The following is a 14,999-nucleotide window of genomic DNA, read 5'->3' on the forward strand; positions in this document are numbered from 1 at the left end:
TGTATGAATGGCTAAACCTCCAAATTATAGCGCAACGCGGCCTTCCCGGCAATCGCCGCCGGGCCTGATTACGTCGCTTTTCGCGCTTTTACTGGACACGACCGGCCGTCCTCTATACATTTATTACAGCATCCTCAGGCAAACATTTACCAGGAAATGTGATTATGTCTACGTTTGGAAGAGATACGCCGATGGAGCGCCCCAATCCGGGCGGACGGGCAGCCGTGTTCGTGCCCAGGGTGAACGCGGAAGACGCGGTCAAGGACATGCTCAAGAACGGCTCGGGCATGGTTGGCTTCGGCAACAGCGATGGCTCGGTCACCGTCTACTTCGAGAACAACCGTTTCAACGATTCGTCCCTGCACAAGTGGGAAAGCAAGGTGTGGAAATCGTACGGGAGGATGGTCGAACTGTCGCCCACTGTTAACAAGCTGGTATGCGACGCCAGCAACCTGACGCAGGTCGGTTTCGTCCAGGGTCCGGAAATCGAGGTGCGCGACATGCCGCTGCTGCTCGAATGGCTGGAACGGACCAACGCCGCCGATTCGGCGCCGGAAGGTCCGCTGATCCACTCCTGACCCGGGGGCGCCGGATCGCCGGATCGCCGGATCGCCGGACCGCGCAAACAACAGCGGCACTTACAGACCGAGTTCGCTCAGCCCCGGATGATCGTCCGGGCGGCGCCCGAGCGGCCAGTGGAATTGGCGCTCCCGCTCCCCGATCGGCAGGTCGTTGATACTGGCATGGCGCAGCGCCATCAAGCCTTGCTGGTCGAACTCCCAATTCTCGTTGCCGTATGAACGGAACCAGTTGCCCGCGTCGTCGCGCCACTCGTAGGCAAAACGCACCGCGATGCGGTTGCCGCCGAAGGCCCACAATTCCTTGATCAGCCGGTAGTCGAGCTCGCGCACCCATTTGCGCGTCAGCAGGCCGACGATGGCCTCGCGTCCGGTGACGAATTCGGCGCGGTTGCGCCAGCGGCTGTCGGCGGTGTAGGCCAGCGCCACGCGCGCCGGGTCGCGCGAATTCCAGCCATCTTCGGCCAGGCGCACCTTGCGTGTGGCCGCGTCGTGCGTAAAGGGCGGCAATGGAGGACGGTTTTCAGTAGCGCTCATGGACATTCTCTCGAATCAAAACGACAACATACGCGATTGCCGGCGTGATTACCCGCACCAGGCGGAACCGAAAAACCGGATCAGCACCGTAGCGGACGCCATAGCGGACAGCGCGCGGTCATGCAAGGCGTCGAGGTGTAATCATCAGTAAAAAGTAATCAAAAACAACAATTCATAAATACAGTTCCATTTTGTAATTTAAGTTGACCTATAATATCAAACATGCATGTCCGACTGGCCGCATCCTGGCCGGGGCAACGCGTCAGCAGGCCCACATCACCATGGTGATGCGGGCCTGTTTTCATTTAACCGCTTTAAATAATAGGTCTTCCGTGAACTTACGTCTTTCATCCGCCGCGCTGGTCGCCTGTTTCGCCATCCTCACCGGCTGCATGACGCCGCCACAAACGCCGGTGGCCCTGGCGCCGCAAGCCTTCGTCGCGCCGACCAACAACTACGGCGTCTACATGGCGGCACTGCCGGTGGTCGACACCCAGTTTCCCGGTGCGAATTGCCTGTTGTGCATGGCTGCGGCCTCGGTCATGAACTCGTCCCTGACCAGCCACGTCAAGACGCTGCCTTACGAAGACTTGCCGCAACTGCCGGCCCAGGTTGCTACCATCCTCAAGCAGCGCGGCGCGAACGTCACCATGATCGAGAAACTCGATTTCGCCGCCCTGCCCGACAATGGCAAGGCTGCTCCGGGATTCTCGCGCAAGGACCTGTCCGGCCTGAAAGCCAGCCACAAGATCGACAAGCTGCTGGTGATCGGCCTGACCACGGTTGGCGTCGAGCGCACCTTCGCATCGTACATTCCGACCAGCGACCCGAAAGCGAAGATCGCCGGTGCCGCCTACATCGTCAACCTGGCCGACAATTCGTACGAATGGTACGTGCCGCTGGACGTGCAGAAGGCTGCCGATGGCAAATGGGATGAACCGCCGACCTTCCCGGGCGTGTCGAATGCGTATTTCCAGGTACTGGAAATGACCAAGGACCAGATCGTCAAGCCATTGTCCAATTAAGCCATTCACTTTTCTGAAAGACCAGCCCCGATGATGCGTTTCGCCCGCCGCCTGCCACGTCCCCACCTCGTTTCCGCCTGCCTGGCGCTGTGCGCGGGGGTGGGCCTTTCCATGCCATGGCAGCCGGCGCATGCCACGGACGTGCCGGTCCAGGCCGGCGTAGCCGCAAGCGATGCGACGGCGCAGCGCGTCGGCCTGCGCCTTCCGGCCGCCGACAAGGTGGCGTTTCGTGGGGCGGTCAATTTTGACAAGGCTGGCGTTGCCGGCGGCGGTGCGGTGATGTACCCCGCGCCCGGCCTGGTCGGCCTGCTGGCCGCTGTCGCCACGCACGCCGTCGTGTCGGGCACAATGCGCGACCTTGAAAAGGAACGCATCCGCACCAAGGCGGACCAAGTCCTCGCCCCCTACCAGAGCGTGCTGGATGCCTATACACACCAGGAACTCATGCAAGCCTCGCTGGCGCACATCAAGACTGGCGGCGCCAGGCAGATCATCGCGCAAGCGGCCTCGCCGGCCCCGGGAGACGTCGTGATCGACAGCGTGCCCCTGTTTTACCTGACACAGGACCACCAGGCGCTCATTCTCGACAACGCCATTTCGATCAAAACGGCGGGCCGCGTCACGCCCTACGAGAACATCATCCGCATCGTGTCGCCGGAGCGCGGCGGCCAGGCTGGGCCGGATGTGTGGCTCGGCGACGACGCCGGCATGCTCAAGTGGGAAAGTGCGCGCATGTACGCGCAAGCGCTCGATATTGCGCTGGCGGACATGGGGACGGCCGGCACGGCTGCCTTGCCGTTCAAAACCGTGCGCTACAACGAAGGCGCGAGCGAGCGCATGGAGCGCGCGCAGTTGATCAGCGAAAGCTGCGACTACCTGGTCTTGCGCACCCTGCGCGGCAATCTGATGGCGGTGCCGCGCAAGGCGGAAGCGCAAGCTGGCTGCGGCGCTGCCGCTACGCCTGCCGCGGCGCCTGCCGGCTGAGCGGCAACCCCATTCCACGGTCCGCGCAAACTAGCGCGGACCGGCCTGATCAGGCCAGCGCGGCGATGCCCGCCTTGGCGATCTGCGCATCCTGGTCCGACTTCACGCCCGACACGCCCACGGCGCCGATCACGTGACCGTCGACGATCACCGGCACGCCGCCCTCGAGCATCCCTTCCACGAACGGTACCGTCAGGAACGCCGTGCGGCCGTTATTGATGATGTCTTCGTAGACCTTGCTTTCGCGCCGGCCCAGGGCCGCCGTCTTGGCCTTGGCGGGGGCGATGTGCGAGGACAGGGGCGCAGCGCCGTCCAGACGCTGTAGCGACAGCAGGTGGCCGCCGTCGTCGACGATGGCGATGGTGACCGCCCAGTTGTTGGCGATGGCTTCGGCTTGCGCGGCGGCGGCGATTTTGGTGACGTCGGCGAAGTTCAGGTACGGTTTCGATGGCATGTTGAATCCCAGGTGAATGAATGCGGCAGATTTTACGGCAAGCGCGCGCGTTGCCGATATCGGAACGGCTATAGCGCTTATGACTGCTGGCGCGCCTTGAGCTTGGCTTTGATCTGCGGCATCATCGCCGCGGCGGCCTGCTCTCCCGCCATGATGGCGCGGTTGCGGCCGGCAAAATCGTTGCTGCCCATCTTCGCCAGCGCTGGCGAGATGACGATGTCGGCATCCTTGAGTTCGTAGTGATTGAGGCGCTGGCCCATGATGGCGAAAGTTTGCATCAGCACTTCCAGCGAGCTGACGGCCGCCTGGGCGTCGGTCTGGCTCGAAATATTGACGGCGATAATGAAATCGGCGCCCATTTCGCGCACGAAGCGCACCGGCACCGGCGCCACCAGGCCGCCATCGACATACGAGCGGTCGCCAATGCGCACCGGCTGGAACACGCTAGGCACGGACGAGGACGCGCGCACCGCCTGCCCCGTGTTACCGCGCCGGAACAGGATCGGCTGACCGTTGTTCAGGTCGGTTGCGACGGCGCCGAAGGGGATCTTGAGCTTTTCGATCGGCACGTTCTTGACGGCCTTGTTCACGTAATTCTGCAAGGCTTCACCCTTGAGCACGCCCGACGACTTGCCGAACAGCGGCATGGCCCAGTCCGAAATCTCGGCCTCATCCATTTCCATGGCGGTCTTTTGCAGGGCGAAGCCATCGTTGCCGGCGGCATACATGGCGCCGACCACGCTGCCGGCACTGGTGCCGACCACGATTTCCGGGTAGATACCCTGCGCTTCGAGCGCCTTGATCACGCCGATATGGGCGAAACCGCGGGCAGCGCCGCCACCAAGGGCCAGGCCGATGCGAATCTTCTTGGGCAGCGCGGCGGCCGCCGGTTGCAGCACAGCGGCCGGCTTGGCCGCCGGAGGGGTGGGGTTGCTGCCGCAGCCGGCGAGCAACACGGCGAGGGCGATCAGGGTACGGCGTTTGGTGAACATAGTGGTCGTCAAAGAAGCGAAGACCACGATTGTACCTGCTCCCGGGGACGCGGTAGCGCGCCAAGCTGCGCTGGTGGCACGGATCTAATTGCCAGATGAAAAAAATTTCATCATCGTTTATACCAACAAGGAAAGCCGGCACTGATCAGCAGCGACAGCGACCTCGCCCACGTCAACAACCGGCAAGACAATGCGCGTGCGCCGGAAAACTATCTGCGCGCCCATTTCGGGGTGGTGGAGTTCAGCGTGGAAGGGGTGACGAAGATTTTCGCGGTGGAAGCGAAGTCGACCTGATGGAAATTGCTTGGGGAGAAAGGCAGTCAGCGCGCCGCGATTGCCTTGGGCCGTGCCGCGCACTGCCCAAGGCAACATCAGCGTTCAAACGTTGATTCAGAAGCTGATTGTCTCGCCGGTATTGCCCTTGATCATGCGAACTTCTTCAATGGCGACCGATCCCGCGCCGATAAACGCATTGGCGCTGCCGAGCGACCCGTTGGTGCCGGTCGCGGAAGCACTTGCGGAGGACCGTGCCAGCACCTCGATGGTAGTCACGCCGGAGCTGACACCCGGCGCCACGAAGTTAAAGGCGTTGGCGTTGAGCGTTTTCAAGATCAGCTGCAGCTCCTCCGGGTCGGCGCAAGTCACCGCGCCGGTTGTTAAATCGGCCTTGCAGTTCAGGCCTGAAAACCTTGCCTTGAGCGTCTGCACACGGTCGCAGAACACAATGCCATCGCCAGTCGTGTTGGTGGCATCCTGACCGGTCGAGGGCTGAGCGTAACTGACCGCGCCAGAGGGAGCGGTAATCTTCACTTTCACGCGGACGGTCCCCCGTGCTTCCGCCGTATCGAGGGAACCGTTGGTGCTTTTTACCGTCGTGTCGGTGACGATGCCGCATTGAAGCGATGCATTGATAAACAGGTCTTTCTGATTCGCCGTCTTGAGCTGCTGCTTCAAGATACTCGTCCAGCCGTCGCTGCCATTGCCGGCACAGCCAGTAGCGCTACCGCTACTGCATGGCGGCAAAACGGTGAGCGAAGTGTAAGCGAAGGTCGCTTTGGAAGATGGCAGGGACTGCGCCGAGGCATTCATGCCGCCCAGCCCAGCCAACAGGCCAACGACGATTGACACGGTTTTCAGTTGAATACGCTGTTTGCTTTGCTTATTCATTATCACTCCAATTTTCAAATTAAATTCAAAATGGAATGCATTCGCCAAAATGCATTTCATCAACACTGCCCGTCGAAAACTTTCTTTTCCAGCACAGACAGTTATAGAACTTTATTTCCATTGGATAGAATGAACTTTGATTTCTTATAAGATTTCATACATTGCAATATTTTGCATGAATGAATCATTTGCTGATCTCTACAGCAATGGGCAAGGCGTTCCGGTCAGCGTCAGGCTGCCGGCAGCGACACGATGAAGCTGCTGCCCTTGCCCGCCTCCGACTTGATGGTCAGGTTGCCGCCATGGCGCAGCAGCACGTGCTTGACGATCGCCAGCCCCAGCCCGGTGCCCTGGGTTTCGCGCGAGCGGCTCTTGTCGACCCGGTAAAAGCGTTCGGTCAGGCGCGCGATGTGGATCTGGTCGATGCCGATGCCGGTATCGGTGGCCACGAATTGCGGGCCGTTGGGTCCCATCTGCCAGGCCAGGTGCACGGTCCCGCCGGGCGGCGTGTAGCGCACCGCGTTCGAGGCCAGGTTGCCGAAGGCGCTGCGCAGCTCTTCCGGATTGCCCGAGATGCCCGGCCCGTTGACGCTGGACGTGATCTGATGCTTGCCGCCCGACAGCGCCCTCGCCTCCTGCACGATCTGCTCCATCAGCGCGGCAATGTCGACCGGCTCGCTGCGCAGCGGGTAATCCATCGATTCCAGGCGCGACAGGGTGAGCATGTCCTCGATCAGGCGCTGCATGCGGTGGCCCTGCTCGGTCATCAGTTTCAGGTGCGACATGCGCGTTTCCGCATCGAGGTTCATTTCGCTCGACGCGATTTCGAGGAAGCCGACAATCACCGTCAGCGGCGTGCGCAGCTCGTGCGAGGCGTTGGCGATGAAGTCGCGCCGCATTTCCTCGATGCGCTGGGTCTCGGTGGCGTCGTGCGTGACCAGAATCTGGCGCCGGTTCTCGAAGGGGATGATCTGGCAGATCAGCTTGCGGTCGCGGAAGCTCAGGGTCAGCGGGTTGTCGTAGCGCCCGAGGATGATGTAGTCGATGAAATCCGGATGGCGGATCAGGTTGGTGACGCGCATGCCCTTGTCGCGCTCAAGCGTCAGGCCGAGGTGGCGTTCGGCGGCCGGATTGCACCATTCGAGGAACAGGACGTCGTCCATGATGGCCACGCCGTCGGGCAGCAGGTGCATGGCTTGGCGGAAACGGGCCAGCCATTCTGTCAGTTCGGCCTGGTTGCGTTCGTCGTCGCGGCGCAGGCGGTACAGGCGCGAGAAGATATTGGTCCAGGAACCCCAGCCGTCGGGAAGCTTGGCGGAGTGCGGGTCGTCCAGCCAGTCGCCGAGCTGGTGCAGGTAGGAGAGCTGGATGAAGAGCAGGATGAAGACCGAGAGAAAGGCCACGGCCAGGCCGTAGACCAGGCCGAACAGCCACCAGAACACGCCCGCGCCAAGCAGGATGAAGCACATGCGCAGCAGCGCGGGGATCCAGAACAGCAGTTTGGGATTCATGTTGCGGGGGGGTGTCCTTATTCACGCTACCCCGTCGTTCCCGCGCAGGCGGGAACGACGGGCAAAAGCGACGGGTTACACTACTAACTACTGTTACAACTTCACTTCTCCGACAGCATATACCCCACGCTGCGCACGGTCTTGATCAGCTTTTCCGATTCCTTGAGCGCCTTGCGCAGCCTGAGGACATGCACGTCGACCGTGCGTTCCTCGATCACCACATGGTCGCCCCATACCTTGTCGAGCAACTGGCTGCGCGAGAACACCCGTTCCGGATGCGCGAGCAAAAACTTCAACAGCTTGAACTCGGCATGCCCCATGTCGATCTTCTGGCTGTCGATCGACACCGTGCAGCTGACCGGGTCCAGGGTCACCGGCCCGGCGCTCATGACCGCCTGGTCATGCTCCGGACTCTTGCGGCGCAGCAGCGCCTTGGCGCGCGCCAGCAGCTCGCGCGGCGAAAACGGCTTGGTCACGTAATCGTCGGCGCCATTGTTCAAGCCCGCGATCTTGTCCTCTTCCATGCTCTTGGCCGTCAGCATGATCACCGGAATATCCTGGAAATTGCGGTCCGAACGCATGCGCGACAGCATCCTCAAGCCCGTCTGGTCGGGCAGCATCCAATCGAGCAAAATCAGGTGCGGAATGCGCTGCTGCATGAATTCCCACGCGTCGGCCACATTCTGCACCGAACAGACATTCCAGCCCGCCTCGCGCAGCGAGAACGTGACCAGTTCCACAATCGCCGGCTCGTCTTCTACAATCAATACAGTCGTTTTGTCAGATGCCATTGATATTACGGTAAGGGGTTGTCAGGGATCGAATGCGCCTGTTTGGAGTGCCGGATATCCTTGCCTTCAACGACGTAGATGACATATTCCGCGATGTTCTTGGCATGGTCGCCAATGCGCTCGATGGCCTTGGCCACCCACAAGGTGTCCAGCGCCGACGAAATCGTGCGCGGGTCTTCCATCATGAAGGTAATCAGGTTGCGCATGATCGAGCGGAATTCATGGTCGATCACCGCATCCTGGGCGATCAGCTGCAAGGCTTGCTTGCCGTCGAGGCGCGCAAAGGCGTCCAGCGCGTCGTGCAGCATGTCGGACGTGGCGGTGGCGATCGTGCGCACCATTTCATAATGGTTCACGCCGACGGCGCCGCGCCCGTGCAGATTCTTGGAGGTGCGCGCAATCTTGGCCGCTTCGTCGCCGATGCGCTCCAGGTCGGTGATGACCTTGATCGTGGCCATGACCGTGCGCAGGTCGTTGGCGGTCGGCTGGCGCCGCACGATCAGGTGGCTGCAGGCGTCGTCGAGCGCCACTTCCAGCTGGTTGACTTCGTCGTCTTCCGCGATCACGCGGTCGGCGCGCTCCAGGTTGCCGATGCGAAAACAGGTCATCGCGTCGAGGAACTGGGTCTCGACGATGCCGCCCATCAGCAACACCTTGGAGCGGATGGTTTCAAGTTCGTGGTCGTACTGCTTGGATGAATGCTCGCCTATCATTGCTGCTCTCCGTAATTAGAATTGTCGTGGCTCAGCCAAAGCGTCCGGTAATGTAATCCTGCGTTTCCTTGCGGGCGGGATTCATGAAAATCTGGTCGGTCTCGCCGAACTCGACCAGCTCGCCCAGGTACATATAGGCGGTGTAGTCCGAGCAACGCGCGGCTTGCTGCATGTTGTGGGTCACGATGGTGATCGTGTAATCTTGCTTGAGTTCGCTGATCAGCTCTTCCACTTTCGCAGTCGAGATCGGGTCCAGCGCCGAGGTCGGCTCGTCGAGCAGCAGCACGTCCGGTTTCACCGCCACGCCGCGCGCGATGCACAGGCGCTGCTGCTGGCCGCCCGACAGCGACAGGCCGCTCTTGGTCAGCTTGTCCTTCACTTCGCCCCACAGCGCGGCTTTTTTCAGCGCCCATTCGACGCGCTCATCCATCTCGCCCTTGGACAGGTCTTCGTACAGGCGCACGCCGAAGGCGATGTTGTCGTAGATCGACATCGGAAACGGGGTCGGCTTCTGGAACACCATGCCGACCTTGGCGCGCAGCATGTTCACATCCTGGCCCGGATCGAGGATGTTCTTGCCGCGGTACATGATCGACCCCTCGGCGCGCTGGCCGGGGTACAGGTCGTACATGCGGTTCAGGGTGCGCAGCAGGGTCGACTTGCCGCAGCCGGACGGGCCGATGAAGGCCGTGACCTGTTTTTCGAAAATGTCGAGGCTGACATTGGTCAGGCTTTGCGTTTTGCCGTAAAAGAAGTTCAGGCCGGAAATCTCGATCGTCTTGTTCTTTGGCGTTACAGTAGGAATCGGTGTAGGCATAGGGCTCATAAGATGGATCGGTCGATTATTTCGTGGTTTTCTGGCTGAACATGGTACGCGACACAATGTTCAATAACAACACGCTGAAGGTCAGCAGCAGGGCCGCGGCCCAGGCCAGGTTGATCCAGTTGTCGGAGGTGCTCATGGCGAACTGATTGATGACCACCGGCAGGTTGGCGATCGGCGCGTTCATGTCGGAACTGAAGAACTGGTTGTTCAGGGCCGTGTACAGCAGCGGTGCGGTTTCGCCGGTAATGCGGGCCACCGCCAGCAGCACGCCGGTGACCACGCCCGATTTCACAGCGCGCAGGCGCACCGTGGTGGCCACTTTCCAGCGTGGCGCGCCCAGGGCGAAGGCAGCTTCCAGCAAGCTTTGCGGCACCAGGCGCAGCATGTTGTCGGTGGTGCGCACGACCACCGGAATGGCGATCAGGGATAGCGCAATCGACCCGGCATAGCCCGAATAATGCTTGGAGACGTCGACATACATGGTCCACACAAAAATGCCGAGCACGATCGACGGTGCCGACAGCATGATGTCGGTCACGAAGCGGGTGACCTGGGCGAAGCGGTTCTCTTCGCCGTATTCGGCCAGGTAGACGCCGGCCAGGATGCCGATCGGGGTGCTGATGAAGGTGGCCAGGCCGACGATCATCAGGCTGCCGACGATGGCGTTGCGCAGACCGCCGCCCTCGCTGCCGGGACCGGGCGTGTCCTGGGTGAACAGGCCCAGCGAGAGGCCGGCGAAACCCTTGCTCAGCAAGGTCCACAGGATCCACATCAGGAAAATCAGGCCGACCGACATGGCCATCACCGACAAGGCGATGCCGATGCGGTGCTTCCAGAGGCGCTTGCGGTAGACGGGATTGAGAATGGTCTGGCTCATTTGACGCCTTCCTTGCGCGACATTCCGGCCAGCATCAGCTTGGCGGCGGACAGGACAATGAATGTAATGATGAACAGGATCAGGGCCAGCGCCAGCAGCGACGACACGTGCAGCGCCGACTGGGCTTCGGCAAACTCGTTGGCCAGGGTCGAGGAGATGCTGTTACCGGCCGAGAAGATCGACCACGACAGTTTGTTGGCGTTACCGATCACGAAGGTCACCGCCATGGTTTCGCCGAGCGCGCGGCCCAGGCCCAGCATGACGCCACCGACCACGCCGGTCTTGGTGTACGGCAGCACGATCTTGCGCACGACTTCCCATTTGGTGCAGCCCAGTCCGTATGCCGATTCTTTCAGCACGGCCGGGACGATCTCGAACACGTCGCGAATGACGGAGGCGATGAAGGGAATGATCATGATCGACAGCACCAGGCCGGCGGTCAGGATGCCGATACCCATCATCGGGCCGGTGAACAGATGGCCGATGATCGGCAAGTGGCCGAGGGTGTTTTTCAACAGCGGCTGCACGTATTCGGCGAACAGTGGCGCAAACACGACCATGCCCCACATGCCGTAAATAATCGAGGGAATGCCCGCCAGCAGTTCGACGGCGGTACCCAGCGGGCGACGCAGCCAGACCGGGCAGATTTCAGTAAGGAACAGTGCAATGCCGAAGCTGACCGGAAACGCGATCAGCAGGGCGATAATCGAGGTGGCGAGGGTGCCGACGATGGCGATCATGGCGCCGTATTTGTCGTTGCCCTGGTCCCATTCGACGCTGGTGATGAAGCCGATGCCGAATTCCCTGAAGGCGGGCGCGGCGCCGACCACCAGCGAACCGATGATTCCGATCAGCACGATCAGGACCGATGCCGCGAACAGCAGGGTCACTTTGTGGAAGAAAAAATCCTGGATGCGCTGCTTGCGCATCGTTGAAAGCATGGCGACCTGCTCACGGTCAGGCGCCGCTGGTTTGCTCATGTCCATTGCGATAGTTGGGTTTGCGCTCATTGATTGACTTCGCTAGGTGTCCACATGGAGGTAGTTTCAAGGTGTTACTTTAATGCTGACCGGCAGGCATGCCCCATGGCTTGCCTGCCGTAACTTCGTTGCACGACTACGCATGCGGGGCGGGCACCAGACCCACCCCCTGCCGTCTTACCAGATCGACTTGCCGGAAGCGTCTTTCAGATTGGCTTTCCAGGAGTCGCTCACCAGCTTGGTGACCGTGTCCGGCAGCGGCACGTAGTCCAGTTCGACAGCCGACGCATTGCCATTCTTGAACGACCAGTCGAAGAACTTCAGCACTTCCTTGCCCTTGGCGGCATCGGCCTGGCTCTTGTGCATCAGGATGTACGACACGCCGGTGATCGGCCAGCTGTTCTTGCCAGCCTGGTCGGTCAGGACGATGCCGAAGCCTGGCGCCTTGGCCCAGTCGGCGGAAGCGGCGGCTGCCTTGAAGTTCTCGTCGTCCGGCTGCAGGAAGGTGCCTTCCTTGTTCTTGAGCTGGGTGTGAGCGATCTTGTTCTTCTTGGCGAACGCCCATTCCACGTAACCGATCGAGTGCTTGACGCGCTGCACGGTCGAGGCCACGCCTTCGTTGCCCTTGCCGCCCACGCCGGTTGCCCATTTCACGGCTGCATCGGCGCCGATCTTGGTCTTGAATTCCGGCGACACTTTCGACAGGTAATCGGTGAACAGGAAGGTGGTGCCGGAGCCGTCGGCGCGGTGCACCACGGTGATTTCTTCGGCCGGCAGCTTGACACCAGGGTTCAGGGCGGCGATTTCAGGCGCGTTCCACTTGGTGATCTTGCCCAGGTAGATGTCGGCGATGACCGGGCCGGTCAGTTTCAGTACGCCTGGAGCGACGCCGTCGATGTTGACCACGGTAACCACGCCGCCCATGATGGCCGGGAACTGCATCAGGCCCGCGGTGTTGAGCTCTTCCAGGCCGAGCGGCTTGTCGGAAGCGCCGAAGTCGACGGTTTTCGCCTTGATCTGTTTGATGCCCGCGCCCGAACCGACGGACTGATAGTTCAGGCCGTTGCCGGTGGCCTTCTTGTACGACTCAGCCCATTTTGCATACACTGGGTAAGGAAACGTCGCACCCGCGCCGGTCATGTCAACCGCCAGGGCGGAGGTCGATGCCGCCAGTGCGCCGATGCCTACGATGATGGAAGCCAACAATTGTTTCATTCGCATATCAAGTCCTTGTGGGTTATACAACGTGGAATGCTGCGCAGTCTAACGCGCAAATATGACACGTTTATGACATGACTGAAATCCTGTAAGAATCCTTTTTCTGGCTGCATGATACGCTTCGCATGCCGATTCGCCATGTCACACAATTCGGGGCGTGTGTCACCGACGTGTAATATTTCTTTATTACACTGGCTGCGTTTACTATTATCTATCTGACTAGTTAAAGACATAATGAAAACTGCATCGACGTCGGACCCGGCGCGCGCCAACATCTTCCTCGACCGCGAGCTGTCACAATTGACGTTCAACCGCCGCGTGCTGGCCCAGGCCGAGGATCCTTCGCTGCCTCTGCTGGAACGGCTGCGCTACCTGTGCATCGTCAGTAACAACCTGGACGAGTTTTTCGAAGTGCGCGTGGCCAGCCTGCTGGCCCAGGGCAACCTGGCGGAAAATCCCGCGCTGGCGGCCAACCTGGCCCGCATCAGTAATGAATGTCACAATCTGGTCAAGGACCAGTACGCCGTTCTCAACACCGACGTGCTGCCCGAACTGCAGAAAAACGGTGTGCACCTGGTGCGCCACACCGACCGCAACGACGCGCAGCGGGCCTGGGTCAAGGAATATTTCGAGCGCGAAGTGCGTCCCCTGCTCACTCCGATCGGGCTCGACCCGGCCCACCCGTTTCCGCAAGTGGTCAACAAGAGTCTCAATTTCATCATTTCGCTGACCGGCAAGGATGCCTTCGGGCGCGGCACCGGGATTGCCATCGTCAAGGCGCCGCGGGTGCTGCCGCGCGTGATCCGCCTGCCGGACCACCTGTCGACCAACGGCGGCATTTCGTTCTGCCTGCTCTCGTCCATCATTCACTCGCACATCGAAGACCTGTTCACGGGGCGCGAAGTGATCGCCTATTCCCAATTCCGGGTCACGCGCGACAGCGACCTGTGGGTCGACGAGGAAGAGGTCAAGAACCTGCGCCAGGCGCTCAAGGGCGAGCTGCAGGGACGCCAGTTCGGCACGTCGGTGCGGCTGGAAGTGGCCAAGAACTGCGCGCCGGAACTGGCCGATTTCCTGCTCGAACAGTTCGGGCTCGACAAGAGCCGCCTGTACGCGGTGGACGGCCCGGTCAATCTGGTGCGCCTGGCCGAACTGATCGACCATGTGAAGAAGCCGGGCCTGCGCTTCGAGCCTTTTGTCCCCGGCATGCCGCAAAAGGTCGCGCATCACGACATCTTCGAGCAGCTCAAGAAGCACGACATTTTGCTGCACCACCCTTTCCAGTCGTTCCAGACCGTGGTCGACTTCATCCAGGTGGCCGCGCACGACCCGTCGGTGGTGGCGATCAAGCAGACCATTTACCGTACCGGCATGCACTCGGACCTGATGGAAGCGCTGATGGCCGCCGCCCGCGCCGGCAAGGAAGTGACGGTGATCCTGGAACTGATGGCGCGCTTCGACGAGGAAGCGAACATCAACTGGGCCGACAAGCTCGAGCAGGCCGGCGCCCAGGTGGTGTACGGCGTGGTCGGCCTGAAAACCCACGCCAAGGTCGCGCTGGTGATCCGGCGCGAGGAAGCCGATGCCGACGGCAACCCGGGCGGCTTGCGGTTCTATGCCCACCTCGGCACCGGCAACTACCATCTGACCACCACCCGCCTGTACACCGACTTCGGGCTCTTGACCGCACACCCGGAAATGGCGCAGGAAGTGAACGAAGTATTCATTCATCTGACCAGCCTGACCAAGCCGCACAAGCTGACCCATCTGTGGCTGGCGCCGTTCGCGCTGCAGAGCGAGATCATCAAGGCGATCCGCAATGAAGCCAAGATCGCCCGTGCGGGCCGGCCGGGGCGCATCATCGTCAAGATCAACGCGCTGGTGGACGAATCGGTGATCCGCGCGCTGTACGCGGCTTCGCACGACGGCGTGAAGATCGACCTGATCGTGCGCGGTGCGTGTACGCTGAAACCGGGCGTGCCGGGGCTGTCGGAAAACATCAAGGTACGCTCGATCATCGGCCGCTTTCTGGAGCACAGCCGGATTTACTACTTCCGCAACGACCTGGCGCACGATGTGTACCTGGCCAGCGCCGACTGGATGAGCCGCAACCTGTTCCGCCGCATCGAAGTCGCCTTCCCTATCCTGGACAAGGCGCTCAAGCGGCGGGTGATTACCGAGGGTTTGAACCCTTACCTGAAGGATAACTCGAATGCATGGGAGCTCGATCCGAGCGGGCATTACCAGCGCCGCCGGGTGCGCGGCAAGCAGGTTGAATTTTCGGCGCAGCATCATCTCATGCAACTTTTGGGCCGGCCATCGGTCGATAGCGAGTAAGGAGACGAC

Annotated in this window: 15 protein-coding genes; 4 read left to right on the forward strand and 11 right to left on the reverse strand. The window is 61.1% G+C overall.

Features of this window, described 5'->3' with window-relative positions; genetic code table 11:
- The first annotated feature begins 164 nt into the window (after positions 1 to 164).
- The gene (locus tag CR152_RS28110; RefSeq protein WP_157778792.1) at positions 165 to 578 is read left to right on the forward strand and encodes a hypothetical protein; all 414 of its coding nucleotides are present in this window, start codon (positions 165 to 167) and stop codon (positions 576 to 578) included.
- A gap of 60 nt (positions 579 to 638) precedes the next feature.
- Here the strand turns inward: CR152_RS28110 and CR152_RS28115 are convergent, their stop codons facing one another.
- Positions 639 to 1,115, reverse strand: a complete 477-nt coding sequence (locus CR152_RS28115) for a nuclear transport factor 2 family protein (protein WP_099882863.1) — start codon at positions 1,113 to 1,115, stop codon at positions 639 to 641.
- Between the two features lie 332 nt (positions 1,116 to 1,447).
- Between CR152_RS28115 and CR152_RS28120 the strand changes: the two genes are divergently transcribed.
- A complete protein-coding gene (locus CR152_RS28120) occupies positions 1,448 to 2,140 on the forward strand; it encodes a YajG family lipoprotein (RefSeq protein ID WP_208640213.1) in 693 nt (230 codons plus the stop codon).
- Positions 2,141 to 2,170: 30 nt separating this feature from the next.
- Complete coding sequence (locus CR152_RS28125; protein ID WP_099880516.1) at positions 2,171 to 3,124, forward strand: hypothetical protein; 954 nt, start codon at positions 2,171 to 2,173, stop codon at positions 3,122 to 3,124.
- A gap of 49 nt (positions 3,125 to 3,173) precedes the next feature.
- On the opposite strand, the gene CR152_RS28130 is transcribed toward CR152_RS28125, so the two are convergent.
- The 10 genes from CR152_RS28130 to pstS all read right to left on the reverse strand — a co-directional run bounded on the left by CR152_RS28130 (position 3,174) and on the right by pstS (position 12,656).
- Positions 3,174 to 3,578 carry a heme-binding protein gene (locus tag CR152_RS28130; protein WP_099880518.1) on the reverse strand — a complete coding sequence of 135 codons (405 nt, stop codon included), beginning with the start codon at positions 3,576 to 3,578 and terminating at the stop codon, positions 3,174 to 3,176.
- Positions 3,579 to 3,655: 77 nt separating this feature from the next.
- The gene (locus CR152_RS28135) at positions 3,656 to 4,570 is read right to left on the reverse strand and encodes a patatin-like phospholipase family protein (protein WP_099880520.1); all 915 of its coding nucleotides are present in this window, start codon (positions 4,568 to 4,570) and stop codon (positions 3,656 to 3,658) included.
- A gap of 390 nt (positions 4,571 to 4,960) precedes the next feature.
- Positions 4,961 to 5,737: a hypothetical protein gene (locus CR152_RS28140; RefSeq protein WP_157778793.1), complete on the reverse strand. Its 777-nt coding sequence runs from the start codon at positions 5,735 to 5,737 to the stop codon at positions 4,961 to 4,963.
- 230 nt (positions 5,738 to 5,967) lie between these two features.
- Positions 5,968 to 7,248 carry a phosphate regulon sensor histidine kinase PhoR gene (gene phoR / locus CR152_RS28145; protein ID WP_099880524.1) on the reverse strand — a complete coding sequence of 427 codons (1,281 nt, stop codon included), beginning with the start codon at positions 7,246 to 7,248 and terminating at the stop codon, positions 5,968 to 5,970.
- Between the two features lie 101 nt (positions 7,249 to 7,349).
- Positions 7,350 to 8,039, reverse strand: a complete 690-nt coding sequence (locus tag CR152_RS28150) for a response regulator (RefSeq protein ID WP_099880526.1) — start codon at positions 8,037 to 8,039, stop codon at positions 7,350 to 7,352.
- 5 nt (positions 8,040 to 8,044) lie between these two features.
- Positions 8,045 to 8,752 carry a phosphate signaling complex protein PhoU gene (gene phoU, locus CR152_RS28155; RefSeq protein WP_054267437.1) on the reverse strand — a complete coding sequence of 236 codons (708 nt, stop codon included), beginning with the start codon at positions 8,750 to 8,752 and terminating at the stop codon, positions 8,045 to 8,047.
- 31 nt (positions 8,753 to 8,783) lie between these two features.
- Complete coding sequence (gene pstB, locus CR152_RS28160; protein ID WP_099880528.1) at positions 8,784 to 9,569, reverse strand: phosphate ABC transporter ATP-binding protein PstB; 786 nt, start codon at positions 9,567 to 9,569, stop codon at positions 8,784 to 8,786.
- A 25-nt stretch (positions 9,570 to 9,594) separates the two neighbouring features.
- Positions 9,595 to 10,455: a phosphate ABC transporter permease PstA gene (gene pstA / locus CR152_RS28165; RefSeq protein ID WP_099880530.1), complete on the reverse strand. Its 861-nt coding sequence runs from the start codon at positions 10,453 to 10,455 to the stop codon at positions 9,595 to 9,597.
- Positions 10,452 to 11,441 carry a phosphate ABC transporter permease subunit PstC gene (gene pstC, locus CR152_RS28170; protein WP_229413853.1) on the reverse strand — a complete coding sequence of 330 codons (990 nt, stop codon included), beginning with the start codon at positions 11,439 to 11,441 and terminating at the stop codon, positions 10,452 to 10,454. The genes pstA and pstC overlap by 4 nt, the downstream gene beginning before the upstream one ends.
- 171 nt (positions 11,442 to 11,612) lie before the next feature.
- Positions 11,613 to 12,656, reverse strand: a complete 1,044-nt coding sequence (gene pstS / locus CR152_RS28175; RefSeq protein WP_099880533.1) for a phosphate ABC transporter substrate-binding protein PstS — start codon at positions 12,654 to 12,656, stop codon at positions 11,613 to 11,615.
- A 231-nt stretch (positions 12,657 to 12,887) separates the two neighbouring features.
- Between pstS and ppk1 the strand changes: the two genes are divergently transcribed.
- A complete protein-coding gene (gene ppk1, locus CR152_RS28180) occupies positions 12,888 to 14,990 on the forward strand; it encodes a polyphosphate kinase 1 (protein ID WP_099880535.1) in 2,103 nt (700 codons plus the stop codon).
- Positions 14,991 to 14,999: the final 9 nt, after the last annotated feature.

The organism is Massilia violaceinigra, from assembly GCF_002752675.1.
Taxonomy (GTDB): domain Bacteria; phylum Pseudomonadota; class Gammaproteobacteria; order Burkholderiales; family Burkholderiaceae_D; genus Telluria_A; species Telluria_A violaceinigra.

Excerpts from the sequence above, each read along its gene's own strand:
- phoU (WP_054267437.1), bottom strand. The coding sequence starts at position 8,752 with ATGATAGGCGAGCATTCATCCAAGCAGTACGACCACGAACTTGAAACC.
- CR152_RS28135 (WP_099880520.1), bottom strand. The coding sequence starts at position 4,570 with ATGTTCACCAAACGCCGTACCCTGATCGCCCTCGCCGTGTTGCTCGCC.
- pstB (WP_099880528.1), bottom strand. The coding sequence starts at position 9,569 with ATGCCTACACCGATTCCTACTGTAACGCCAAAGAACAAGACGATCGAG.
- CR152_RS28115 (WP_099882863.1), bottom strand. The coding sequence starts at position 1,115 with ATGAGCGCTACTGAAAACCGTCCTCCATTGCCGCCCTTTACGCACGAC.
- pstA (WP_099880530.1), bottom strand. The coding sequence starts at position 10,455 with ATGAGCCAGACCATTCTCAATCCCGTCTACCGCAAGCGCCTCTGGAAG.
- CR152_RS28125 (WP_099880516.1), top strand. The coding sequence starts at position 2,171 with ATGATGCGTTTCGCCCGCCGCCTGCCACGTCCCCACCTCGTTTCCGCC.
- ppk1 (WP_099880535.1), top strand. The coding sequence starts at position 12,888 with ATGAAAACTGCATCGACGTCGGACCCGGCGCGCGCCAACATCTTCCTC.
- CR152_RS28110 (WP_157778792.1), top strand. The coding sequence starts at position 165 with ATGTCTACGTTTGGAAGAGATACGCCGATGGAGCGCCCCAATCCGGGC.
- CR152_RS28150 (WP_099880526.1), bottom strand. The coding sequence starts at position 8,039 with ATGGCATCTGACAAAACGACTGTATTGATTGTAGAAGACGAGCCGGCG.
- pstS (WP_099880533.1), bottom strand. The coding sequence starts at position 12,656 with ATGCGAATGAAACAATTGTTGGCTTCCATCATCGTAGGCATCGGCGCA.
- CR152_RS28130 (WP_099880518.1), bottom strand. The coding sequence starts at position 3,578 with ATGCCATCGAAACCGTACCTGAACTTCGCCGACGTCACCAAAATCGCC.
- phoR (WP_099880524.1), bottom strand. The coding sequence starts at position 7,248 with ATGAATCCCAAACTGCTGTTCTGGATCCCCGCGCTGCTGCGCATGTGC.
- pstC (WP_229413853.1), bottom strand. The coding sequence starts at position 11,441 with ATGGACATGAGCAAACCAGCGGCGCCTGACCGTGAGCAGGTCGCCATG.
- CR152_RS28140 (WP_157778793.1), bottom strand. The coding sequence starts at position 5,737 with ATGAATAAGCAAAGCAAACAGCGTATTCAACTGAAAACCGTGTCAATC.